This window comes from Planococcus sp. SSTMD024, from assembly GCF_041320495.1.
Classification (GTDB): domain Bacteria; phylum Bacillota; class Bacilli; order Bacillales_A; family Planococcaceae; genus Planococcus.
The window spans coordinates 38,814-63,471 of sequence record NZ_JBGGNS010000006.1; the positions used below are offsets into that span (position 1 = coordinate 38,814).

Here is a 24,658-nt window from a genome sequence, read left to right on the forward strand (position 1 = left end):
CAAAACGCCCTGCGCATTAGCCGCAGGGCGTTTTGATTTGGGCAGTATTATGATTTGGTAACTTCCAGGACGGCGCCTGTATAGGCATCAGCGAGAAACTCGTATTGCTCGAGTTCATCGTCACGATGGCGCGTGATGCCGCCTTTATACACTTCGGTCTTGACCGCATGTTGGTTGTAAGGCTCGGTTTTCATAAAGATCCATGAGCCGTCGATCGGCCCTTCCTCTTTGAAAGACTGCTTAACCTTCTTCAACACATCATCGGCTGGGTAGAGCGTCTGTTTGTTTTCGTAAACTTCTTTTGCGATATAAGCTGCGGCTGCGCCGGCAGCAAACCCAATGAGCAAATCACGATTTTTCATGAAAACCCTCCTTTGCATTCTGGCTAAATTGTACCACAAAGCGAAAAAATACACGCAACGAACGGCAAGCAATCAAAATATTTCGTTAATCGAATTACCTGAACTGGCATTCACAAGGAAAAAGCTCTAAACTGATAAAGGATGCACATACATAATTTATCAAGGGGGAATTCATATGAACCAAGATACAAGAGCGTTGTTTAAAACTTTAACCGAGCTTCCGGGAGCACCCGGCAATGAATACGCCGTGCGAAAGTTCATGCGCAGCGAGCTCGAAAAATATTCGGATGGCATTATCTCGGATAACCTCGGCAGCATTTTCGGCGTCAAAAAAGGCGCACAGGATGGTCCGCGCGTCATGGTGGCGGGACATATGGACGAAGTCGGCTTCATGGTAACGCAGATCACCGATAATGGCATGCTGCGCTTTCAGCCGCTCGGCGGTTGGTGGAACCAGGTCATGCTCGCCATGCGGGTAGATGTTGTTGCAGGAGACCGCATCATTCCGGGGGTCGTCGGGTCGATTCCGCCGCATCTATTGGATGAGGCAACGCGCCAAAAGCCGATGGACATCAAGAACATGCTGATTGATATCGGCGCGGATGATAAAGAAGATGCACTGTCCATGGGCGTCCGCCCAGGACAGCAAATCGTCCCATTCAGCCCGTTCACGCCGATGGCCAATGACAAGAAAATCATGGCTAAAGCGTGGGACAACCGCTATGGCTGCGGCTTATCGATTGAATTGTTGAAAGAATTGCAAGGCGATTCTTTGCCGAACCAATTGTTCTCGGGTGCGACGGTCATGGAAGAAGTCGGCCTTCGCGGTGCGCAGACAGCAGCCAATTTGATCCAACCGGATATTTTCTATGCGCTGGACGCAAGCCCGGCGAATGATGCAACTGGGGATAAGAACGAATTCGGCCAACTAGGAAAAGGGGCGCTATTGCGCATTCTCGACCGCACGATGGTCACCCATCGCGGCATGCGCGAATTCATTTTGGATACGGCTGAAACGCATAACATCCCTTATCAGTATTTCGTTTCGCAAGGCGGGACCGATGCTGGGAAAGTCCACATCGCCAACGAAGGGATCCCGAGTTCCGTCATCGGCATCTGCTCACGCTATATCCACACGTCCGCTTCGGTCATCCATACAGACGATTACGCAGCGGCCAAAGAGCTGCTCGTAAAACTGGTGAAGGCAACAGACCAGTCGGCGCTTGAGACAATCAAACAAAACGTCTGATGAAAAGCGGCCCCCGGGCCGCTTTTCATCTGGTTGCGAAAAAAATTTAACTTGATGCAAAGGAGAAGGAAATATGAAATTATGTGTAGCATCAACCAATCCGGCTAAAACCGGGGCAGTCGCATCAGCTCTTGAGAAATTAGGCATTCAGGCAGAGATTACACAACAAGCGGCACAATCAGGAGTTTCGGCACAGCCTTTCTCCATTGAAGAAACCAAAGCCGGGGCGATCAACCGGGCGCATCATGTGCTTGCCGATTGTGACGCGGCAATCGGGTTGGAAGGCGGCGTCTTTGAACTCGACGGGACATTGTATCTGTGCAATTGGGGAGCCCTCGTAACGTCCACTGGAGCCGTTTATGTTGCAGGCGGTGCGCAAGTGCCGTTGCCTGCGGAAATCGCTACGCTGTTGCGTGCTGGCGAAGAGCTCGGCCCCGTCATGGACCGCTATGCACAAGAAACCGGCATCCGCCATCATAAAGGAGCGATCGGCATTTTGACTGCCGGAAAGCTGAACCGTGTCGAGATGTTTTCCCAAATCATCGTCTTATTGTTCGGGCAATGGCAGGCAAACAGCGATTAAGTTGCATGTGCCCATAAACATCTTTAAAATGTAGCTAGAAAAGAAAAGCTTATTCGACCAAGCCTGTTTCACTGTTTTACTCAGGAGACGGGCAGCCGATGGAGAAAAAGAGGGGGAAATGCTGTGCTTCGAAAGGGTTTACAAATGATGTTGTTTTCGTCAGTCCTGGTTCTCGCCGGCTGCGTCAGTCCCGAGGACGATCTGGTGGAAGGCTTATCAAGCGCCAGGGCGGCATTTGAAGAGGAAGCGCCGGAACCGAACGAAACGGCCGGCGAAACGGAGCTCTATGTTCCCGGGGGCTATGAAGTGGAACAGCCTTCAGATGATCATAATGTATTGATCACCCGCGGCAGCCAAGCGTTTGCGTTGTTCCTCAACCCAAACGAAGCACCAGACAGCACGTTCTTCTATGATCTGCAAAAAGCGAGTCCGGAAGAGGCATGGCTTGCTGATGAGAAATTCAGCCGGCATGGCCGGTTCGGATTTGTTACGGTCCGGATGATTGCAGAAGACCGCTATGAATTGGTGGTCAGTTCCGGGGGAGCGAAACTTTCAACGATTACAGAGCAAGCAGCGCTTCGCAACCATATGGAATGGATGATGAAAACCACGCGTTCCATCGAAGCGGCACAAGAGGAGTGAACAACATGGAAAAATTGCAGTCTGTCCAGCAATTTACGCAACTGGCAAACTCAGGGAACGTCATCTTCATGTTTACGGCTGGATGGTGCCCCGATTGCCGGGTGATCGATCCCATCATGCCTGACATTGAAAAGAAATTCAGCGATTATACTTTTGTCTCGGTCGACCGGGACGAATTCATCGACCTATGCATTGAAAAAGACATTTATGGGATTCCAAGCTTTCTCGGATTCCGGGCAGGTGAAGAGCAAGGGCGCTTTGTCAGCCGCGACCGCAAGACGCAGGGGGAAATTGAATCGTTTATCTCCAACCTGTCGAAATAAAAGGGAAAACGGTTCTCCTGTCTGCAGGATGAACCGTTTGTTTGTGAAAAGGAGGAAATTAGGAATGAAATCCGCCGAGTTATTTACTATACTAAAAGAGCGGGTTGCAAATGACCAGTTGAGCTGGACATTGGACCGCCAAAAAGATATCGCAAATGTAAGGCATACTAAGCTGGGGAAAGGCATGACCATTTCCTTGCCGCAAGTGATCAACCGTTTCGAAACGAAGGGCGATGCAGCGATCGAAGAAATCGCCTATACGATTTCAGAGACTTTCCAGGCGATGGAACGCGAGTCAGCAGGAGAACTGCCGGGCGAACAGCATATTTACCCGGTCATCCGTTCCACGTCATTCCCGGAAGAATCGCGTGAAGGCCATCGATTCCTGACGGCCCCACATACGGCTGAGACGCGTATTTATTACGCGCTCGATGCCGGGACGACTTATCGGCTGATTGATGACAAGGTGTTGGAAAGTTTAGCGCTGACGGCCGATCAAGTGCAGGAAATCGCTAAATTCCAAGTGAAAAAACTGAAGACGGCTGTCAAGGAAGACCATGTGGCAGGAAACGTCTTCTACTTCCTGAATGAAAATGATGGTTATGATGCTACGCGCATCTTGAATGAAACATTTTTAAAAGACATGAAAAAGAAAGTGCAAGGGGACATGACGGTCTCAGTTCCCCATCAGGACGTCTTGATCATCGGGGATATCCGCAATGAGACGGGATACGATGTGCTGGCCCAGATGGCGATGCATTTCTTCACGAATGGCAAAGTGCCGATTACGTCCTTGTCGTTCGTCTATGAAAACGAGACGCTTGAACCGATATTCATCTTAGCGAAAAACAGACCCGAGAAGGAGAACGATAAAAAATGAATGCATTCTATAACAAACAAGGCGTCGGCGATGTGCTGCTCGTCCAATTGACATTGGAAAAACCGGAAAAAATCCACACGGAACAATTTGGGGATGTAACCTTGATCAAGAACGACCGGCAGGAAATCGCCGGTTTCAACTTGTTCCAGGCAAGCGATTATGCAGATTTGCCGGAAGGCCAACCTGTGGAAGTGACGGAAGCATTGGTGACAGCGCTTCAAAATGCATTGGAGAAAAACGGTGTATCGTATACCCTGGAAGTCGATTTGACGCCTAAATTTGTTGTCGGCTATGTGGAATCGAAAGACAAGCACCCGAATGCGGACAAATTGAATGTGTGCCAAGTGGCAGTGGGCGAAGAAACTTTGCAGATCGTTTGCGGCGCGCCGAATATCGAAGCGGGCCAAAAAGTGGTTGTCGCCAAAGTAGGTGCGGTCATGCCTTCAGGGATGGTCATCCGTGATGCAGAACTGCGCGGCGTCGCTTCTAGCGGCATGATTTGCTCAGCGAAAGAATTGGACTTGCCGGATGCACCGGCGGAAAAAGGGATTTTGGTATTGCCGGAAGATGCGCAAACAGGATCTCCATTTGAAATGAAGGTGTAACGATGAGCTGGATGAAAAATATGTGGAATAAAATGTTTGCAGAAGACACGGAAACAGAAGAAAAGCCGTTCGTGCGCAGCGAGGGAACTCAGCATGTCGAGCCGAAACCGCAGGAAAGCAAACCGGCTCCGTTCCGTTTTCCGCTCATTTCAGATGAAGAAGCGAAAGGCTTGCCTGCAGAAAGCCACAAACCTGAACGGCGGGAAGAAAAGCCGCGTGTTGATGCGCCTTTAAAAGCTTCGGAAGAAAAAGCATACGAACTCGATGCATTGGAACCGAGCGGGAAATTGCCGAAACCGAATGCAGGGCGCAATAAGAAAAAACGCCCTCATGTACCGAAAACGGCTGAACCGCAAGGCCTTGACCTTCCAGGCAACACGACGCGGCGCTTTCAGCCGACGCGTGTAGCTTCCCCTGTGCACGGATTTACAGACCGTCCGACGCCAATTGATGAATTATTGGAACAGGAAGCGAAAAAGAAGGCAGAACTTGAACGCAAAAACGACTGGTCGCAACGCAGTTTGCAAGAATTGTACAAAAAAAGTGACGACCGCTTGCCACAGGCGAAAAAACCGCAGTCTATCATGGAGACAACGGTGTATAAGCCTGTAGAACCGAAAGAGCAAGCTTTGGAAACTGCATCTGATGTTGAAACAGCAAATGGAAATGCGGAAGCCGGAGAAGACCAGCAACCGGAAAAAAAGCCTGAACCTCATTATGAATGGGCCGATCGCAGCCTCCAGGACTTATTGCCGAAAAATCAAAAAGCCGAAAAAAAACCTGAACAACAACCTGAACAAGCGGAAGTGACCGTTTTCCGCACAACAGATCAAGAGCAGCCATCGAACAAGGCGGCGGATGCTGGCGGTGCCGAAACGGATGGAAAAATTGCCCAAGGGGATACTGGAAAGGGCGGCTCGCCGTCAGTTGCTGAACAGCCTGTAACAGAACCAGAAACCCTCATGGAAACACCGCAAAGCGCACAGCCAGAATCCGAGCGTGAAGACCATGTACATAACCCGGTGCCGAAACCGGTATTGCCGCAAGTGAAAACACAGGACAAAAGCAAAAAGGAACGAACCGTGCCATTCAATGTGTTGATGCTGAAATCGGATAAAGAACGTTTGCCGAAACAGCCGCAAACGCCAACAGCGGAAAAAAAAACGGCATTAATAGAGGAAACCGCAGCTGAACCTGCTGATCATGAGGAAAAAAACTATGCTGGCTATCAATTGCCAGGCCAGGAATATTTGCTTGAGCCTGAAAACGATTTAAAAGATGAAACGTGGATGGAAGAACAAGGCCAGCGCCTTGTCGAAGCCTTGTCCCATTTCCAGATCAAGGCGGAGATTGTCGGAACGGTCCAAGGTCCGGCCGTCACCCGTTTTGAGCTGCGTGTCGCCCAAGGGATCAAAGTGAGCAAAATCCGCAACTTGGCCGACGATTTGAAATTGGCGCTTGCGGCACGGGATATCCGCATACAAGCCCCGATTCCTGGGAAAAGCTCAATTGGCATCGAGATCCCGAACCGTCAAAGCCGCGCAGTGCGCTTGTCGGAGGTCATCGGAAGCCCGAACTTCAAGGCTTCCGATTCACCGCTTGAGGCAGCTCTCGGGCTCGACCTGGCGGGGAATCCGGTGACGCTCGATTTGCGTAAGATGCCGCATGGCTTGATTGCGGGAGCTACAGGATCCGGGAAAAGCGTATGCATCAATTCGCTGCTCGTCAGCTTGCTTTACCAATCATCGCCGCGCGACTTGAAAATGCTGTTGATCGACCCCAAAATGGTTGAACTGGCGCCTTATAACCATATTCCGCATTTGATCAGCCCGGTCATCACAGATGTCAAGGCAGCAACAGCTTCCTTGAAATGGGCAGTGGAAGAAATGGAACGCCGTTATCAGCTCTTTGCCCATACCGGTGTCCGTGATTTGGATCGTTACAATAAAATGGTCAATGACAAAGGGCAGCCGGCACAGCATCTGCCGTATATCCTGATCGTCATCGACGAATTGGCCGATTTGATGATGATGTCGCCTTCAGATGTGGAAGATTCCATTTGCCGCATCGCCCAAAAAGCGCGTGCCTGCGGGATCCATTTAGTGATCGCCACGCAGCGCCCGTCAGTGGACGTCATTACGGGCTTGATCAAGTCCAATATTCCAACGCGCATCGCTTTTTCCGTCTCGTCTCAAGTCGACAGCCGGACAATTCTCGATACCCAAGGAGCGGAACGGTTGCTTGGGCGAGGAGACATGCTGTATTTAGGAAACGGGATGGCTGCACCGAACCGCTTGCAGGGAACTTTCGTGACAGATGATGAAATTGAAAAAGTCATCGCCCATGTCCGTACGCAAGGGGAGCCTGATTACATTTTCAAGGAAGAGGAATTGATCCAGCGCAGCCAGTCGCCTGCAGAACAGGATGATTTGTTCGAGGAAGCCTGCCGGTTCATCATGTCGCAAGGGAGCGCATCGACTTCGCTTTTGCAGCGGAAATTCCATATCGGCTATAACCGCGCCGCGCGCTTGATGGACTTGATCGAAGAGTACGGATTCATCAGCGAACAGAATGGCAGCAAAGCGAGAACGGTGCTAATTACGGAAAGTGATATCGAAGAAGTGTTCCGTTGAACCTAGGCGCCGCCAGAATTACAGGAATTATTGATTATTTCAGTGCCTCCGCACTTTGTGATATAATCGGAGCATTGTAAAAACCACCCAGCTATTGATTCCGCACAGGCGGTTTGACTAGACTAATTTTCCACTCCCACAGGAGGTTCATTTATGACAGTATTACATTTTACGGGCATTAAAGGCTCTGGCATGAGCGCGCTGGCCCAAATCATGCACGATATGGGTGAGTCGGTGCAAGGCTCTGATATCGCGCAGCACTTTTTCACTGAAGAAAGGCTGCGTGAGAGAGGCATCACCATTTTGCCTTTCGATCCCGAAAACATTTCGCCGGATATGACGATCATTGCCGGGAATGCATTTAACGACAAACATCCAGAGCTTGTCAAAGCCCGTGAAAGCGGCGCAACCATCATCCGGTACCATCAGTTCCTTGGCGATTTGATGAAGCAATACGTATCGGTCGCGATTACTGGCGCACACGGCAAAACGTCGACAACTGGCCTGATGGCGCATGTGCTGAACGGCTATAAGCCCGTTTCTTACCTAATTGGTGACGGAACGGGTTCGGGCCAGGAAGACTCCCATTTCTTTGTAGCGGAAGCATGTGAATACCGCCGCCACTTCTTGGCGTATCACCCCGATTATGCGATCATGACCAATATCGATTTCGACCATCCCGATTACTTCGGCAGCATCGACGATGTCTTCAAGGCGTTCCAGGAAATGGCGCAGCAAGTGAAGAAATGCATCATCGCGTGTGGAGACGACGAATACTTGCAGCAAATCCAGGCGCCGGTACCGGTCGTCTATTACGGTTTTGGCGAAGAAAACGATTTCCAGGCGCGCAATATCGTCAAAACGACAGAAGGCACGACTTTCGATGTCGTTATCCGCAACGAATTCTTCCATACATTCACCATTCCGATGTACGGGGACCATGCTGTATTGAATGCACTCGCTGTCATTTCGCTGTGCCAATACGAAAGCATTCCGGCGGATATCATCCAGCGCCAATTCGAAAGCTATGAAGGCGTCAAACGCCGCTTTACGGAGACGGTCATCGATGATCGCGTATTGATCGATGATTATGCCCATCATCCGACGGAGATCCGTGCTACCTTGCAATCGGCGAGCCAGAAGTATCCAGAGCGCGAGCTGGTAGCGATTTTCCAGCCGCATACATTCAGCCGCACACAAACCTTCCTCCAGGAATTTGCCGATTGCCTGCAAGAAGCGGATCATGTGTATTTATGCGATATCTTCGGGTCTGCTAGAGAAGAGGCGGGCACCTTGACGATTCGGGACCTTCAGGAAAAAATCGACGGCAGCCAGCTCCTCCAATTGGAAGATGTCGAAAAACTGGCTATCCACAATAATGCAGTATATCTTTTCATGGGAGCTGGAGATGTAACGAAATTCCAGCAAGCATACGAAGAAGTTTTAACAATGCCGAAAAAAGCCTAACCATTACATATGGTCAGGCTTTTTTTATTGGGCACAAAACAGGCGTTAGAAATTACAAAATGTTCTGGGTTACTGGCAGGCATTTAAAAGCTTTTGCCGAATAATAAATAGAGGCGTGTTTAAACCCATATAGCGCAGGGTAGAAAACAGGTATACGAAATTTAATTAAACCGAAGGAGGAAACGGAATGGATTGGTCAATCTTGCTTTACATTGCCGCGATTGTCGCCGCTGTTGGATTTTTAATACTATGCGTAGCGCTGGCGATGACCTTGAACTCACTCAAGAACACATTAAAAGAGGTTTCCGGAACTGTCTCAGGGCTGGAAAACCAATTGCAAGGGGTCACGTTGGAAACAACGAACCTATTGCATAAGACGAACGAGCTCGCTGAAGACATCACGGTCAAATCAGAAAAATTGAACGGTGTCGTCGATGCAGTCAAAGGCGTTGGAAATTCAGTGACGGACCTGAACACTACAGTGCGCCACATCACCTCGCGTGTTGGGGTGCAGGTTGAGCAGAACGAAGATAAAATTGCTCAAGTTGTCCAGTGGAGCAATGTTGCAATGGGAATCGCGGATAAATGGAAAGAGCGCAAAGTTTACCAAACACGCAGCACAGAACAATACACGCCGGTCCCTGGCCAAAAGAAATTGCCAGGCAGCAGCGACCAGTATTGATATCATCAAACAACGAATATAATGGAGGAATGGACAATGGGAAAAAACAAAAATACTTATTCGAAACCTGATTATAATGAATCCCAGTACAACGGCGAGTATTATACGCAAGGCGGCAAGTACAGCGACCAAGGCGGTCAATACGAACAAAGCCAATATGTACCGCAATCCTACGGTTCATCAAGCCGCTATGACGACCTATACGATTACGAAGAATCAAACGGCGGATCCGGCTTCCTGACAGGCATGATTGTCGGCGGCCTTGTCGGAGCTGCGGCAGCATTGTTCTTCGCGCCTAAAGCAGGGAAAGAGCTACAGGCAGACTTAAAGACACAAGCCAGTACCTTCAAGGAAAAAGCGCAGCAGTCGAAAGACTCAAGCGATTCAAATGACGGCACCGGCTTCACGCAGCAATTGAAAGAGCAATCGACGAAAGTGGTCGATAAAGTGAAGAACATGAAAGGTAGCAATTCACCGATGGATGACGGCACTGCCTCATCTGAAGGCGAAGAAAGCGTAGAATTGCTGGAGACAGTACAAAACAAAGTCGATAACGGCGACAAAGCCGGAAACGATGCGTTCACATCTACAGCCAATGCTTTGAAAGAGGCGGTTGAAGAAGTGAAGGAAGAAAACAAATCAAGCCATAACGACTCGAAGACATCAGCAGGAACGAATGCTTCTGCAAGCTTGCAAGGTTCGGCTGACTCGAAATCTTCCTCTAGCGCTAAAGGTTCTTCTGCATCGCAAGGATCTTCAACTGCAAAAGGTTCTTCGAATTCCCAGGGATCTTCAACTGCGAAAGGATCATCAAACTCGCAAGGGTCTACGAATACGAAAGGGTCCTCTAATTCCCAAGGATCTTCAAACACTAAAGGGTCGTCAAACCCGCAAGGCAATCAAAACAAAAAGAATTAATTTTGGGAGCGGTTGAAATGGAAAACTTTGTACATGTGAGAAACTTGGATGAGCTTAAGCAGGCGGTCGGCAATGAACAGCATTATTGGTTGTTCAAGCACAGCAGCACTTGCCCGGTCTCAGCAGGCGCATGGAAAGAATACTCAGAGTATGCATCATTGCATCCCCATCAATTATTCCTTTATCTAGTCGTCCAGGAAGACAAAGAGCTTTCGTCGGCAATCGAGGAAATAACAGGTGTCCGCCATGAATCGCCTCAACTTTTCCATTTTGCCAGCGAACAAGTCGACTGGCATGCGAGCCATAATAAAATCAAAAGCGAAGCGATGAAGGAATTCATTGCTTAGCCCATAAACGTCAAAAGAACATGCGGATGGAGCCATTCCATCCGTTTTTCTATGGGAAAAAATATTTCTTGCTCAAGCCCTGCGCCGCGCCATGTGTACATTCTGTCTCTGATATTCGTTATGAAAACGCTTTAGCGCGTTGAATCGCTAAACAAATTTCGTGACTTTGCTGAATAGTTTGCTTATAATAGTCATATCGTGTTAATATGACACCTATTAAAAGCGTCACTCTTGAAAGGGGAAGTGGAGAATGAGTCATACAGAATTGGAACAGCTTAGAGAACAAGTGGATGCAGTAAACCTGCAAATTCTTTCTCTTATCAACGAGAGAGCTTCCGTGATCCAGGAGATCGGGAAAATCAAGGAAAAGCAAGGCGCTACGAAATACGATCCTTTGCGCGAGCGTCACATGCTGAACCTATTGAAAGACAATAACAATGGTCCCCTTGATCAGAAGACAGTTGACCATATCTTCAAGGAAATATTCAAATCCGCACTCGATATGCAGGAAGAGGATAGCCGTAAAGCACTTCTCGTTTCCCGTAAGAAAAAGGCGGAAGATACGATCGTTTCCGTCAATGGCGAGAATATCGGCGAAGGCGCACCATCATTCATCTTTGGGCCTTGCGCTGTTGAGTCGCAAGAGCAAGTTGACCAAGTAGCGCAAGCCATCAGCGACAAAGGATTGAAATTGATCCGCGGTGGGGCTTACAAGCCGCGTACGTCGCCATATGATTTCCAAGGACTAGGTTTAGAAGGATTGAAGATGCTGAAAAAAGCAGCTGATCAATATAAGCTTGGCGTTGTGACGGAAATCGTGACACCGCACCATCTCGAAGAAGCATTGGATCACCTGGATGTCGTTCAAGTCGGTGCCCGCAACATGCAAAACTTTGAATTATTGAAAGCTGTTGGTCAGATCAACAAGCCGGTGCTTTTGAAGCGCGGCATGTCTGCTACTGTTGATGAGTTCATCAAAGCGGCTGAATACATTATCGCTAATGGAAATGACCAGATTATCCTTTGCGAGCGCGGCATTCGCACATACGAGAAGGCAACGCGCAACACACTTGATATTTCTGCAGTGCCGATCTTGAAACAAGAAACGCATTTACCGGTCTTCGTAGATGTCACACATTCTACTGGCCGCCGCGACTTGTTATTGCCTGCTGCCAAAGCGGCAATCGCTATCGGAGCTGACGGCGTCATGGCAGAGGTGCACCCGGACCCTGCAGTCGCACTATCCGATGCGCAGCAGCAAATGAGCTTACCGCAATTCGATGAATACTACGATTCATTGATGAAATTCATGAAGCAGTACGAGTTGAAAGTATAAGCAAAAGCCGGACGTGTTCCGGCTTTTTTATTTTTTTCAAAGGCAGGAAACTGTGCGGGAGCATGGAAAAACCCCTAAAGATGGACATTTTCATGAACTTTCCGTGCAAGCGATGCTGCAATACATAATAAGAGTTGATATTCATAAAGCGGTTATCGTATCATTGAATGAAAGAATGGAACAGGAGGGCGCAAAATGACCGTTACGATTTATGATGTGGCACGTGAGGCAAATGTTTCCATGGCTACCGTATCCCGCGTAGTGAATGGAAACCAGAATGTAAAACCAGCCACAAGAAAAAAAGTGCTGAAAGTGATCGAAGAACTCGGCTATCGTCCGAATGCCGTGGCTCGTGGGTTGGCGAGCAAGAAAACTACAACGGTCGGCGTCGTTTTACCGGATATATCCAATAGTACTTATTCTGAACTGGCAAGGGGCATTGAGGATATTGCGACGATGTACCGCTACAATATCATCTTGTCCAATTCCGACCAGAATCCGAACAAAGAGCTCCAATTGCTTGAAACGATGCTCGGCAAGCAAGTGGATGGGATTGTCTTCATGAGCGATGTCATTTCGGATGAATTGCGCAAGGAGATGGAGCGTTCCCCGACACCGATCGTATTAGCGGGTTCGATCGATGATACAGCATCAATCGCTTCCGTCAATATCGATTATTATGCCGCTGCCTATGAAGCGGTCAAAAAATTCATCGACAGTGGGCATAAGAAAATCGCTTATATTTCAGGCCCCTTATCGTCTGAGATCAACCGCGAATATAAGCTGAAAGCCTATCAAGATGCTTTGCAGGAAGCTGGCCTCGGCTACGACGAACGCCTGGTCATCGAATGCAATAACACCTACGAAGAAGGACTGGAAGCTGTTCGTGAGTTGGAATCGATTGAACCGACGGCATATTTCGTCAGCAACGATGAAATGTCCATTGGTGTTATCCATGCAGTGGAAGCTCTCGGCAAACAGATTCCTGAAGATGTAGAAGTCATTACTTATGAAAATTCAAAGCTCGCCCGCATGGCACGCCCGATGTTGACGGCCGTAGCATTGCCGCTTTACGATATCGGGGCGGTGTCGATGCGCTTGCTGACGAAATACATGAACAACGAGGAAATCGAAGAAAACCAAGTCGTGCTGCCTTACCGCCTCGAAGAGCGGCAGTCAACGAAACACGAATAGGCCTTAACCGGCAACTTTTAACCAGCAGAAAACCGCCCTTGCGACGGGATTGTATCCAATCCTGAAGCAAGGGCGGTTTTTTCATGTCGACTGCGGAATATTCCGACTAAATGAAGCGCGCCTTATTGGTTGCGGATCATGTACAGCGCTTTATCGAGCATTTGCTGATTTTTTTCAGTGATTTCCGATTTTCTTGGAATCGGCTTATACATATTCTCCGGATCTTCCCATGTCTCGATTAAAGGAACAGGGGATTCAGGCTGCCAGCGTTTGAGCCATGCTTCAGGCAGCTTTCCATGCGGCAATGGATGGCTGTTCATTTCCATCCAGAGGAGTGCCCAGGCACGCGGCACGACCCGCCAAATGTCATAACCGCCGCCGCCGACCGCTACCCATTTGCCATCGCAAAACTCATGCGCCAATTCATGCGCGATTTTCGGGATTTCGCGGTAGATTTCCATCGTGCTGCTCAAATGGGTCAAGGGATCCAAATAATGCGCATCGGCCCCGTTCTGGCTTAAAATGACATCCGGCTTAAAATGTTCGACAATTTCACGCATGGCGGTCCGGTATATTGACAGGAACGATTCATCTTCCGTGAAGGCATCGATCGGGAAGTTGAACGAAGTGCCATAGCCTTGGCCACTTCCGCGTTCATTGATATTGCCGGTGCCAGGGAATAAGTAGCGGCCCGTTTCATGGATCGACACTGTGCACACTTCCGGATCATCATAAAAGCACCACTGCACGCCGTCGCCGTGATGGGCATCCGTGTCGATGTACAATACGCGCGCGCCGTATTTCTCTTTCAAATAATGGATGGCGACCGAGCTGTCGTTATAGATGCAAAAGCCGGATGCCTTCCCGCGGAAACCGTGGTGCAAACCGCCGCCGAGGTTCAAGGCATGCTCGGCTTTGCCTTCCATCACTTGGTCGACTGCGGTCAACGTGCCGCCGACCAGGCGGGCGCTCGCTTCATGCATATTTTCGAAAATCGGTGTATCTTCTGTTCCGATGCCATATCCTTCTCCGGCCTCCGGTGTAATTTCGCCGCGGCTCGCTTTTTTGACGATGTCGATATAGCGCTGGTCGTGCGCAAGCAATAGCTCTTCATCTGTTGCAGTCCGTGCAGGCACAATCAAATCCTCTGGAAGGGCGTCCATTTCCCGGAGCAAGTCTATCGTTAGTATGAGCCGTTTTTGGTTGAACGGATGCGTTTCAGAAAATTTATACCCCAATTGATCTTCTGAATAGATGAAGACAGCATGTTTTTTCATTCCTGCATGAGATTCGGCCATAAGACATCGAAACCTTCTTTGCGCAGATCTTCAATGATGGAAATGGGGTTCATCGTTTTGATGCGGAAAGCCAGAATCTTATTGGAGCTGTCCTCCCGATCGGGATAGACAAGGACGCTCAATACATTGACTTTGTGGTCGTAGAACACCTTGCTCACTTCATAGAGTGCGCCTGAACGGTTCGGCACTTTAATTTCGATCTGGGAACCGGGCTGGTGCGCGCCGGTCAATTCGATATAAGTATACAAAAGGTCGGTTTCGGTCAGAAAGCCGACGAGTTCATTTTGGCTGACGACTGGCAGGCAACCGATTTTATGCTCATAGAACACCAACGCGATTTCTTCAACAAAATCGAGCGGATGGGCGATGATCGGGTTTGCCGTCATGATTTCCGCGACTTTCTTCTCATATGGATTCACTTTTGGCGTCACCGTGAACATCGATGGCAGCGCATCTTTCAAATCGCGGTCGGTGACGATGCCGACCACTTTCCCGTCATCGACGATGGGCGCATGGCGAATCCGTTTTTCTTCGAACAAATCCAGCACGTCTTGGACGGTCTGGTCTGAGCGCAGCGTGAAAACATCCTTCTTCATGATTTCTTCTACTAACATGCAAACACCCCTTTGGTAATCAGTACATATAACGGTTCATGAAACGCAGCTGGTCGAACTTTTGGATCGATTCTGGATCGACGCGTGAACCGATACGTGCCATTAATGTGTTGGCTGGATGCGAGCTGATTTCCGGGTCATCCGTCGCGAAATATTCCAGCCCGCCCGCCTGCATCATCTTTTCCATGATCTTGCGGTATTCCCAGACATTCAGCCCGGTTCCTTTTAAATCCCAATGCCAGTAGTATTCTGTCGTGATGACGATGAAATCATTGAAGGCATCATCCATCATCGATACTTGGAGAAGTGCTTTACCGACACCGGCGCCACGGTATTTCGGAATGACTTCGATCGCCCCGAGCTCAATCAGGTTTTCCATCTTCCCTTCGGACCAGCGCTCCAGCGGGTCAGGATAGAGGTATGTAACATACCCGACAATGGTGTTCTGGTCGCGCGCAATCAATATGCGCCCTTCCGGCAAATCCGCAATTTCCGTGATGGCTTTATGCTGCTGTTCGGGTGGGCGGAAAGCGATTAAGTCCTCGTGGAAATCCAGTTCTTTCAGTTCCCTTGAAGGGACCGGGCCTTCGATGATCAGTGGCCCGTGTTTCGTTTTCAATTCCATCGCATTATATGTCTTCTTATGTTCCATCATTTCACCGCCTGTGGTTGCAATTAGCTCCATTATACATGAAGGGCAATAGGAAAAGAAAGTTGCTCGGGTAAATACTCCGTATTTTCTAAAGAATTAAAATTATTAGCATTTCCCTTCCAGGTTGATGTAGAATATAGAGAAACAAAGGGAAAGGGTGATTTATGTGAAAGTGGAAGCGTTACCAGCAAAACCAGGGGAGCACAATTTACATAATTACGAAGAGCAGTCGGCGAATTTCGATTGGTCGGAAGTTGAAAAAGAGTTCAGCTGGTCCCAAACTGGAAAAATCAATATGGCTCATGAGGCGATTGACCGACATGCTGAATCGGACCGCAAAAACAAAGTCGCTCTCTATTATAAAGACCAGCACCGTCATGAAACCTATACATTCTACGAGATGAAACGCATGACGAATCGTGCGGCGAACTTGTTGAAAGCACATTCCGACTTGGAGAAAGGAGACCGTATCTTTATCTTCATGCCGCGTTCTCCTGAACTTTATTTCCTCATGTTCGGCGCATTGAAGATGGGCTTGATCGTCGGTCCGCTGTTTGAAGCGTTCATGGAAGGAGCGATCTATGACCGACTGGATGACAGCGACGCAAAATCGATCATCACGACGCCGGAATTGCTGCCGCGCATCCCGAAAGACCGCCTTCCGAATTTGAAGACGATCTTCCTCGTCGGGGCGGAAGGGGCAGAAGAAAGCGGGGGCCATGTCGATGTGCTCAAGCATCTTGACTCCTGCTCGGATAAATTCGATGTCGAATGGCTCGATAAAGAAGACGGATTGGTTCTTCATTATACATCCGGTTCTACAGGGAAACCGAAAGGCGTCCTGCATGCGCAATATGCCATGGTGCAGCAATACCAGACAGGCAAATGGGTGCTGGATTTCCAGGAGCAGGATATTTACTGGTGCACAGCTGACCCGGGCTGGGTAACGGGAACGGCGTACGGCGTGTTCTCGCCGTGGCTGAATGGCGTCACGACTGTCATTCTCGGCGGGCGCTTTTCTCCGGATGCCTGGTACCAAGCGATTGAAGATTTTGGCGTCACTGTTTGGTACAGCGCCCCGACTGCGTTTCGCATGTTGATGGGGGCTGGGGATGCATTAGTGAAAGAATACGACCTTTCGACATTGCGCCACGTTTTATCCGTTGGTGAACCGTTGAACCCGGAAGTCGTCAAGTGGGGCGCGCAAGTGTTCGATAAACGGATTCATGATACATGGTGGATGACGGAAACAGGAGCGCAAGTCATTTGCAATTACCCATCGATGGCAATCAAGCCGGGCTCGATGGGCAAACCGATCCCAGGCATCAAAGCGGCAATCGTCGATGATCAAGGCAATGAATTGCCGGCAAACCAAATGGGCAACCTGGCGATTAAAAAAGGCTGGCCATCCATGATGCGCCAGATCTGGAACAACCCGCAAAAGTACGATTCCTACTTCTTGAATGACGAGTGGTATGTTTCCGGAGACTCGGCTTATATGGACGAGGATGGGTATTTCTGGTTCCAGGGAAGAGTGGACGATGTCATCATGACTTCAGGTGAGCGTGTCGGGCCGTTCGAAGTGGAAAGCAAACTACTCGAGCATCCGGCAGTTGCTGAAGCGGGTGTCATCGGTAAACCTGACCCGGTGCGCGGGGAGATCATCAAGGCGTTCGTCGCACTTGTAGAAGGCCATGAGCCATCTGATGAACTGATCGAGGACATTCGGCAGTTCGTCAAGAAAGAACTGGCCGCTCATGCAGCGCCGCGCGAAATTGAGTTCAAGGACAAGCTTCCGAAAACGCGAAGCGGCAAAATCATGCGCCGCGTCCTGAAAGCTTGGGAATTGGACCTGCCGACTGGCGATTTGTCCACCATGGAAGATTAAAAAAAGCCCTTCTGCATTTAGCAGAAGGGCTTTCGTTATGCTGCGTCTTCTTCACTTTCCGGAGTTTCGGTGTCAGGTTCTGACGGCTCTTCCGGTTCCTCCGGTTCTTCTTCCTCGTCTTCCGGTTCTTCTGGAGCTGGAGTTTCTTCAGCCGGTTCTTCCTCGGCTGGTTCTTCTTCAGGCTCGTCTTCCGGCTCCGGTCTTTCAGTTTCTTGCGCTGGGGCCGGAGTTTCTTCTCTTTCCGGTTCCGGGTCAGGTTCCGGTGTCGGTTCTGGTTTTGGCGCTTCAATCGTCACGCTATTGGACGCTGCGGATTGCCGCCCTGTAATGTCCACTGCGACGACTGTATACGTTCCAGGTCCAGACGCGCTATAGGAGTTGCTGCTCGATTCGGAAACGGAAGCGACTCTGCTGCCGCCGCGGAATACGCGGTAACCGACGACGTCATTTGAAGCGGAATCGCTCCACGTGATCGTGCGCCCATTGATCGATGTTCCGACTGGTGCAGGGGCCGCGCTGTCTGCGTCGAACTTGGCGCTGGAAACGACATTGCTGAACCTGGAGCTGCCAGGGAATAGTTTGCCAGCGTCTCCGCCGAACGGTGCGAGCATGCGATCGACGTATTCTTCCGATACGCCGAGGCCGCCGCCTGATACGAATTCACTTGGCGTACTCGACAAAGCGGCATAGCGTTTGCCGTTGATTGTCGTATACGATCCGCTGCTCAAGCTATCATCTCCATCTTTTGGCGTCATGATATCAGCGATGAACAAGTCGGAGCGGACCAAGCCCGCTTTTTTACAAGCCTCGTTCGGAGCGAATCCGGAGATGCCGCAGAATGAGCGGCTGACGACGCCTTCGGGTTCCTGGAATTTGTCTCCAGAGCCGATAGCGTCGGGTGCTACGTCATATGTTGTATTCATCAAGTTCGCCCATAATTGGTTTACACGGACGGATGGCTGCAAGTTCTGGTTTCTGAAATTATCCAGTGAATAACGCTCTTTGTCATAGCCAAGCCATACGCCCATCGTGATGTTCGGGTTATAGCCGACGAGCCAGACGTCGCGTGTTTCCTGGGTCGTTCCCGTCTTGCCCGCAAAATCTGCATTAAACTTCAGCATGCCGTTTGCACGGTTCGCCGTTCCGCGGTCTGTTTTGAAGACGTCGCGCAGCATATCGGTCAAGACGTAGGAAACTTGAGGCGTGAACACGTCTTTTGCTTCGGCTTCATGTTCATAGATGACATTGCCATCTGCGTCTTCGATTTTATCGATCATCGTCGTCTCCATATGCTTTCCGCCATTGGCAAGGGATGCATACGCATTAGCGACTTCTTCGACCGAACCTTCGATGCCGCCGCCGAGTGCTGCGGACACAACGCCGTCGCTTTCATCCACACGCGAGAAGCCGTTGTCGATCATATATTGGATCGGCATGTCATCGCGCATTTGCGCAAACAAGCGCAAAGCGGGAAGGTTCTGTGATTGCGCGAGTGCATCGCGTGCCGGCATGATGCCTTGCTCGCTTGTCGGGACAAAGTTTGCCGGCTCATAGCTATTGCCGTTGTCATTCATAGTGAATTTCACATCGACTACCGGGCTGCCGGCGCCGATGACACCATTTTCCAAAGCTGGGCCGTAAACCAGCAATGGCTTCACCGTCGATCCGATCGACCGGTAGGCTTGTGTTGCGTGGTTCAAGTTCTCGATTTCGTGGTCACGCCCGCCGATAAAGCTCAAGATCCGGCCGGTATCGTTTTCCAAGGTGACACTGCCGACTTGGACAGGCAATTGGCGGGTTTGTGTTTCGCCGTCTTCATCGATATAATCCTCAGATAAAGTCGTGCCATACCCTTGGTAGGCTTTTTGGGTTTCTTCTTGTGCTTCGTATAAATCTTTGTTGATGCTGGAATGGATGCGGTAGCCGTTCGACCGCACGGCGCGGTCTGCCAGGATCGCATATTCCTCGTATAGGTTTTGATCTTGGTCGAGCGTTTCAGGATCTACGCCGTTTTGCTCCGCTAAGACGTCCATGATGATGCGGGTCGCGCGTTTCTCCAACTCTGCAGTCACAAACGGATAATCATCATAGGAGCGGGTTTCGCCTTCCCTGAAATCGGAAACAATATCGTATGCTATAGCCTCTTCATACTCAGTTTCCGTAATATAGCCTGTTTCAAGCATGCGGTAAAGCACCGTTCTCATGCGGTTGAGCCCCGGTTCCAGACCGTCTTCGTCTTTCAATTTGCCGCCAGATGCATACGGCGTATAGCTGTATGGTGCTTTAGGGATTCCCGCAATGAATGCTGCTTGCGGCAAGTTCAACTCGTTCGCAGATACATTGAATATGCCTTTCGCTGCCGTTTCGATTCCCGCGATGTTCATTCCGGCTGAATTTCTGCCATAGGGAATGATGTTCAGATAAGCTTCCATGATGTCTTCTTTGTTCATGAATTTCTCAAGGCGCATGGCCAAAAGGATTTCTTTCGCTTTTCGTTCATAAGACACTTCGTTTGTCAAAATCTGGTTCTTAATCAATTGCTGCGTCAAAGTCGATCCGCCGGTTTGGCTGTCCGAATTGGAAACATCCTGTAACAAGCCGCGCATAATCGCTTTCGGGACGATTCCTTCGTGTTCATAAAAATACTCATCTTCTGTGGCCAGTACTGCATCGATGGCCACATCGGAGACATCTTCCAAAGTTGTTTCCTCGCGGTCAATGTCGGTCTGCAATTTGCCGAGATACGTATTGTCGGCGAAGTACAATTGGGAAGTCTCTTCATAGCTATAAATGTCCGACAGCATCTCGTCTTCGGTCCGCAGCTGTTCTTCGTCCACCAGGGAAGCGAAATAGCCGGCTCCTGCCGATGCGGCAAATACGCCGCCTGCCATCAGTATAATAGCTAGAATGATTGCCAAATTCCAAATGACTCCCGTTGTGACTTTGAACCGCTTAAACCACTTATGGGAAGTCCATCTATCGGTTGTTTCCTCTGCCTTCAATAACCATCTTCTTAATTTATCTTGCACATTATCCCCCTCCTAAAAATCTTTTCCATTATAGCATAATCCGATAATTGAAACGAAAGATATTGACAATCTTTAGGATTCGAGTACACTACATAATAGAATCTTTATAATCAAACGAAGAACGGCCCGCAGTAGGGCATGCAATTTTGAAACCAGAGAGCCGGTGGAAGGTGCGAACCGGCCAAAATGCATGCGCTGAATTACAGGCCTGGAGTTTGCGGAAGTGCCCCGTCTGGCACATTAGAGTGGGAGGATGCGTCCTCCAAGCTGGGTGGTACCGCGCATATGCGTCCCTGCATGAAATTCATGCAGGGGCTTTTTTGTGACCCGGCAATCAGGCGAAGCAGAACAAGGGAGGAAATTTACATGACGAATGCATTGATCGAAGACTTAAACTGGCGCGGGCTTCTGTACCAGCAAACAGACGAAGAAGGAATGGCTGAAGTACTGGACCGGGAAAAAATTTCATTATACTGCGGCGTCGACCCAACAGCTGACAGCATGCATATCGGGCATATTGTCCCGTTATTAACTTTGCGGCGTTTCCAGCTTCATGGGCATCGGCCGATCTTGCTTGTCGGCGGGGCAACTGGCATGATCGGGGATCCATCCGGCCGCAATGAGGAACGCCAATTGCAGTCGACGGAACAGATTGACCGCAATGTCGACTCGATCAAAAAGCAAATGGAACAGATTTTTGATTTCCAGACGGAAAACGGGGCAAAAATGGTCAACAACCGCGACTGGATCGGCGGCATGAGCGTCATCGAATTCCTGCGTGATTTCGGCAAATTGATTTCCGTCAATTACATGCTGGCGAAAGATTCGGTGGCCTCGCGTCTCGAGGGTGGGATTTCGTTCACCGAATTCTCCTACACATTGATCCAGGCGATCGATTTCAACCATCTGTATAATGAATACAATTGCCGTGTGCAGATCGGCGGATCGGACCAATGGGGCAATATCACATCAGGCCTTGAAGTAATCCGCAAGACACACGAAGAAGAAGCGAAAGCGTTCGGCATCACCATACCGCTTGTGACGAAAGCGGACGGAACGAAATTCGGCAAGACGGCGGGCGGCGCAGTCTGGCTCGATGCGAAAAAGACTTCGCCTTACGAATTTTACCAGTTCTGGATCAACACGGCGGATGCGGATGTCGTGAAATACTTGAAGATTTTCACGTTCATCGAAAGACAAGAAATCGAAGCGCTTGAGAAAAGTGTTGAAACGGAAGCACATCTCAGAAAAGCGCAAACCGTTCTCGCCGAAGAAATGACCAAGCTGATCCACGGGGAAGAAGCGCTTCGTGATGCACAGCGTATTACAAAGGCATTATTCAGCGGTGATCTGAAAAGTCTGAGCGCCGACGAAATGAAGGCGGCTTTCAAAGACGTCCCTTCGGTCGAGATGCCGAAACAAGCGAAGCCGATCGTCGACTTGATCGTGGACAGCAAAGTATCCCCTTCAAAACGGCAAGCGCGTGAAGATATCACGAACGGCGCCATTTCCATCAACGGCGAGAAAATCCGTGACCTTGAATACGTCGTCGATGATAAAGACCGTTTAGATGATGAATTTGCGATCGTCCGTCGAGGCAAGAAGAAATATCATATGATTCATTTTGTCTAAACCCGAAAGCCGCTTGCACATGCAAGCGGCTTTTTGCATGTGTTCGAATGTTTAACGCCGCTGCGCCGGGGAAACACAATCACTAGAGAGATGAACAGGATTTCAATACACGAAATGGAGGACGAATAATATGTCACGTGTTGTCGGATCATACGGTACGGAAATGGAAGCAGTGGAAGTCATAGAAGATCTTCAACGACAAGGCTATCGGGATGAAGATATTTCGGTTCTCAGCAAAGATAAAAGAGACGTGGAGCGTGTAACGGAAGAAACCGGAACACAGGCCGGTGAAGGAGCCGCTGCCGGCGCTGCTACTGGCGGTGCGCTCGGGGGGCTCGGCGGTGTCTTGGCCGGGCTCGGCGCGCTAGCGATTCCAGGAATCGGCCCGATCGTTGCAGCCGGTCCGATCGCAGCAGGTCTTGCAGGCGCAGCGGCGGGAGCGGGCGTCGGCGGGATTGCCGGTGCCTTGATCGGCCTCGGCGTTCCTGAAGACGAAGCCAAAAGCTACGAAGAGCAGTTCAAAGAAGGGAACATTCTCGTGCTAGTGGAAGAGGATGAAACGAAGCAACCCGACCGCAATGATGTGGAGCGGTTTACAGGAAATGATGATCCGTTGGTCGGCACAGAGCGCTCAACGAATATTCGCGGAGATGCCGGGCCGGGACGCGACCGGCTATGATTTGAGACCCAAAAACCCCGGGGCGCTTAAATAGCGCCCCGGGGTTTTTTAGGTCCTGGATTTACACGTGCGATTGTTTTTCCTTAATGAAAGAAGGGAGCGGGAAATCCGCGAATGCTTGTGGATGGACCAGTTGGCCGAGCTTAATGGCTCCTTCAATCAACCTTGGGGACGGCCGGCAGAACAAAGCCTCTTCCATGACATGGATATGTTCGATCGCTTTCATCGATTGCCAGTCCGGGCGTTTCAAGACGAGTTCCGGTTTGACTTTCGAGGTCATGATGCCGACCCAAGCAAGCAAAATAAAATCTGGATTGCGTTCTCTCACAGCTTCCCAGTCTGTCTGGATGTTTGCGGTTTCCTCGTCTTCAAAACAATTGCGGGCGCCGACTAGCCGGCTGATTTCGCTGAGCCAATTGACGCCTCCTGGAGTGAACACGGGTTTTGGCCACCATTCCCAGTACAGGGATGGGGAGGACGCGGCGCTGTCGCCGCGTTTTTTCAGTTCGGCAAGTGCTGCGTCGTATTCCGCGAGAACCGGCGTGCTGTCGAAATGGATAGCTTCTGCGACCGTCTCCAGATCATTGCGGATGTCCCTGAGCGATTGCGGGTCCAGGACTAGGTGCGGTATCTTGCGTTTTTCGAGCTCTTCGATGTTTTTCTCCATGCCGGGCACGCTGAGCGATGCCAGTACGAGATCTGGCGCAAGGGCTTCCACTTCGTCCATGCGGATGGATAGGTCCGGTCCGAGACGCGGAAGCTGTTCAATGCTCTTCGGCCAGTCAGAATAATCATCGACACCGACCAGCAAATGATCGGCGTTCAAAAAAGCGAGCAATTCGGTATTGCTTGGGCAAATGGATACGATTCGCATAAAGACGCCTCCTTTATATGGCTACAGTGTAGCATAGCCCGGCAGAGGAATCGACGAAACGAATAAGCTGGCGCTTTTTTGACGGAAAGTTTAAAATCCATTATATAGAATGGATACCGGAAGCAAGTTCATAATATGGCGCCGGTGAGATCAAGAAAGAGGATGAGGAATGACAAACAAGGGAAAGATTATTTTATTAAATGGCGTTTCCAGCTCAGGAAAATCGTCTATAGCGAAGCGATTGGCATCTGACTTGGAGGATTATTTCCATTTGAGCATCGATGACTTTGATCTAGTTATCGAAAGAATGGAAAACCGCAACACGGAAAAATTGATTCCGATTCCGACAGAAGTATTTTTCCACGAGACTGTGAAGCTGTTTTCGGATAAAGGCGTAAACTTGATTGTCGATCAAATCCTTCATGATGAAGAAACGATTTATCATCTTGTCACCACATTGAAAGACTATCCGGTGTTATTTGTCGGCATCCATTGCGCTGCAGAGGAAATCGATAGGCGGGAAAAAGCCAGGGGTGACCGAACAATAGGACAGGGCAGGGCTCAAATGAAGTTCGTCCATTGCCAAAATGAAAGTTATGACATTGAAGTCCATACAACGGAGACCTCTCTTGAAGCGGCAGCTGAAAAAATCATCACCAGAATGAAGGAAAGGAAAGCCAATGCCGGATGGGTGAGTTTCGGGGAAAGGTGGAGTGAAAGTCGTTAGTAAAAAACCATGAAAAAACCCTCCCGGCGAACCTGGAGGGTTTT

General features: G+C 49.7%; 23 protein-coding genes. 17 read left to right on the plus strand and 6 right to left on the minus strand.

Annotation, left to right across the window (positions count from 1 at the left end; genetic code table 11):
• Nucleotides 1-47: 47 nt before the first annotated feature.
• Nucleotides 48-362 (minus strand): PepSY domain-containing protein, encoded by a 315-nt coding sequence (locus AB9R92_RS01375; RefSeq protein WP_058381133.1) that lies wholly within the window; start codon nucleotides 360-362, stop codon nucleotides 48-50.
• Between the two features lie 175 nt (nucleotides 363-537).
• Between AB9R92_RS01375 and AB9R92_RS01380 the strand changes: the two genes are divergently transcribed.
• From AB9R92_RS01380 to ccpA, 13 genes are all read left to right on the plus strand, one after another.
• On the plus strand, nucleotides 538-1,611 hold the full coding sequence (locus tag AB9R92_RS01380; protein WP_370667754.1) for a M42 family metallopeptidase: 1,074 nt from the start codon (nucleotides 538-540) through the stop codon (nucleotides 1,609-1,611).
• Between the two features lie 73 nt (nucleotides 1,612-1,684).
• Entirely contained in the window at nucleotides 1,685-2,194 is a 510-nt protein-coding gene (locus AB9R92_RS01385) for a DUF84 family protein (RefSeq protein ID WP_370667755.1), read from the plus strand.
• A 144-nt stretch (nucleotides 2,195-2,338) separates the two neighbouring features.
• Entirely contained in the window at nucleotides 2,339-2,836 is a 498-nt protein-coding gene (locus AB9R92_RS01390; RefSeq protein ID WP_370667756.1) for a hypothetical protein, read from the plus strand.
• A 5-nt stretch (nucleotides 2,837-2,841) separates the two neighbouring features.
• The gene (locus AB9R92_RS01395) at nucleotides 2,842-3,159 is read left to right on the plus strand and encodes a thioredoxin family protein (protein ID WP_370667757.1); all 318 of its coding nucleotides are present in this window, start codon (nucleotides 2,842-2,844) and stop codon (nucleotides 3,157-3,159) included.
• 64 nt (nucleotides 3,160-3,223) lie between these two features.
• Nucleotides 3,224-4,039 carry a DUF1444 family protein gene (locus tag AB9R92_RS01400; protein ID WP_370667758.1) on the plus strand — a complete coding sequence of 272 codons (816 nt, stop codon included), beginning with the start codon at nucleotides 3,224-3,226 and terminating at the stop codon, nucleotides 4,037-4,039.
• Complete coding sequence (gene ytpR, locus AB9R92_RS01405; RefSeq protein ID WP_370667759.1) at nucleotides 4,036-4,644, plus strand: YtpR family tRNA-binding protein; 609 nt, start codon at nucleotides 4,036-4,038, stop codon at nucleotides 4,642-4,644. Before AB9R92_RS01400 ends, ytpR begins: the two co-directional genes overlap by 4 nt.
• Nucleotides 4,645-4,646: 2 nt before the next feature.
• Nucleotides 4,647-7,277: a DNA translocase FtsK gene (locus AB9R92_RS01410; protein WP_370667760.1), complete on the plus strand. Its 2,631-nt coding sequence runs from the start codon at nucleotides 4,647-4,649 to the stop codon at nucleotides 7,275-7,277.
• Nucleotides 7,278-7,430: 153 nt separating this feature from the next.
• The gene (murC, locus tag AB9R92_RS01415) at nucleotides 7,431-8,744 is read left to right on the plus strand and encodes a UDP-N-acetylmuramate--L-alanine ligase (protein ID WP_370667762.1); all 1,314 of its coding nucleotides are present in this window, start codon (nucleotides 7,431-7,433) and stop codon (nucleotides 8,742-8,744) included.
• A gap of 187 nt (nucleotides 8,745-8,931) precedes the next feature.
• Nucleotides 8,932-9,426, plus strand: coding sequence for a DUF948 domain-containing protein (locus AB9R92_RS01420; protein ID WP_370667763.1), 495 nt, complete (start codon nucleotides 8,932-8,934; stop codon nucleotides 9,424-9,426).
• Nucleotides 9,427-9,462: 36 nt separating this feature from the next.
• Nucleotides 9,463-10,344 carry a YtxH domain-containing protein gene (locus tag AB9R92_RS01425; protein ID WP_370667764.1) on the plus strand — a complete coding sequence of 294 codons (882 nt, stop codon included), beginning with the start codon at nucleotides 9,463-9,465 and terminating at the stop codon, nucleotides 10,342-10,344.
• Nucleotides 10,345-10,361: 17 nt separating this feature from the next.
• Nucleotides 10,362-10,691, plus strand: coding sequence for a bacillithiol system redox-active protein YtxJ (gene ytxJ, locus AB9R92_RS01430; RefSeq protein WP_370667765.1), 330 nt, complete (start codon nucleotides 10,362-10,364; stop codon nucleotides 10,689-10,691).
• Between the two features lie 250 nt (nucleotides 10,692-10,941).
• Complete coding sequence (locus tag AB9R92_RS01435) at nucleotides 10,942-12,027, plus strand: bifunctional 3-deoxy-7-phosphoheptulonate synthase/chorismate mutase (RefSeq protein ID WP_370667766.1); 1,086 nt, start codon at nucleotides 10,942-10,944, stop codon at nucleotides 12,025-12,027.
• Between the two features lie 195 nt (nucleotides 12,028-12,222).
• Nucleotides 12,223-13,221, plus strand: coding sequence for a catabolite control protein A (gene ccpA / locus AB9R92_RS01440; protein ID WP_370667767.1), 999 nt, complete (start codon nucleotides 12,223-12,225; stop codon nucleotides 13,219-13,221).
• 122 nt (nucleotides 13,222-13,343) lie between these two features.
• Here ccpA and AB9R92_RS01445 read toward each other — a convergent pair whose 3' ends face one another.
• The 3 genes from AB9R92_RS01445 to AB9R92_RS01455 are packed head-to-tail and all read right to left on the minus strand — an operon-like array spanning nucleotide 13,344 to nucleotide 15,785.
• Nucleotides 13,344-14,519 carry an acetoin utilization protein AcuC gene (locus tag AB9R92_RS01445; protein WP_370667768.1) on the minus strand — a complete coding sequence of 392 codons (1,176 nt, stop codon included), beginning with the start codon at nucleotides 14,517-14,519 and terminating at the stop codon, nucleotides 13,344-13,346.
• On the minus strand, nucleotides 14,495-15,133 hold the full coding sequence (locus tag AB9R92_RS01450) for an acetoin utilization AcuB family protein (RefSeq protein WP_370667769.1): 639 nt from the start codon (nucleotides 15,131-15,133) through the stop codon (nucleotides 14,495-14,497). Before AB9R92_RS01450 ends, AB9R92_RS01445 begins: the two co-directional genes overlap by 25 nt.
• A 19-nt stretch (nucleotides 15,134-15,152) precedes the next feature.
• Nucleotides 15,153-15,785: a GNAT family N-acetyltransferase gene (locus AB9R92_RS01455; protein ID WP_370667770.1), complete on the minus strand. Its 633-nt coding sequence runs from the start codon at nucleotides 15,783-15,785 to the stop codon at nucleotides 15,153-15,155.
• Nucleotides 15,786-15,951: 166 nt separating this feature from the next.
• On the opposite strand from AB9R92_RS01455, the gene acsA reads away from it, so the two are divergent.
• On the plus strand, nucleotides 15,952-17,673 hold the full coding sequence (gene acsA / locus AB9R92_RS01460; RefSeq protein WP_370667771.1) for an acetate--CoA ligase: 1,722 nt from the start codon (nucleotides 15,952-15,954) through the stop codon (nucleotides 17,671-17,673).
• A 35-nt stretch (nucleotides 17,674-17,708) separates the two neighbouring features.
• Here the strand turns inward: acsA and AB9R92_RS01465 are convergent, their stop codons facing one another.
• Entirely contained in the window at nucleotides 17,709-20,702 is a 2,994-nt protein-coding gene (locus AB9R92_RS01465; protein WP_370667772.1) for a transglycosylase domain-containing protein, read from the minus strand.
• Between the two features lie 366 nt (nucleotides 20,703-21,068).
• Here AB9R92_RS01465 and tyrS point away from each other — a divergent pair, with 366 nt between their 5' ends.
• Nucleotides 21,069-22,334, plus strand: coding sequence for a tyrosine--tRNA ligase (tyrS, locus tag AB9R92_RS01470; protein ID WP_370667773.1), 1,266 nt, complete (start codon nucleotides 21,069-21,071; stop codon nucleotides 22,332-22,334).
• 130 nt (nucleotides 22,335-22,464) lie between these two features.
• On the plus strand, nucleotides 22,465-23,013 hold the full coding sequence (locus AB9R92_RS01475; protein ID WP_370667774.1) for a general stress protein: 549 nt from the start codon (nucleotides 22,465-22,467) through the stop codon (nucleotides 23,011-23,013).
• A gap of 61 nt (nucleotides 23,014-23,074) precedes the next feature.
• Here AB9R92_RS01475 and AB9R92_RS01480 read toward each other — a convergent pair whose 3' ends face one another.
• Nucleotides 23,075-23,887: a cobalamin-binding protein gene (locus AB9R92_RS01480; RefSeq protein WP_370667775.1), complete on the minus strand. Its 813-nt coding sequence runs from the start codon at nucleotides 23,885-23,887 to the stop codon at nucleotides 23,075-23,077.
• A 169-nt stretch (nucleotides 23,888-24,056) separates the two neighbouring features.
• Here AB9R92_RS01480 and AB9R92_RS01485 point away from each other — a divergent pair, with 169 nt between their 5' ends.
• Nucleotides 24,057-24,614 (plus strand): chloramphenicol phosphotransferase CPT family protein, encoded by a 558-nt coding sequence (locus tag AB9R92_RS01485; RefSeq protein WP_370667776.1) that lies wholly within the window; start codon nucleotides 24,057-24,059, stop codon nucleotides 24,612-24,614.
• Nucleotides 24,615-24,658: the final 44 nt, after the last annotated feature.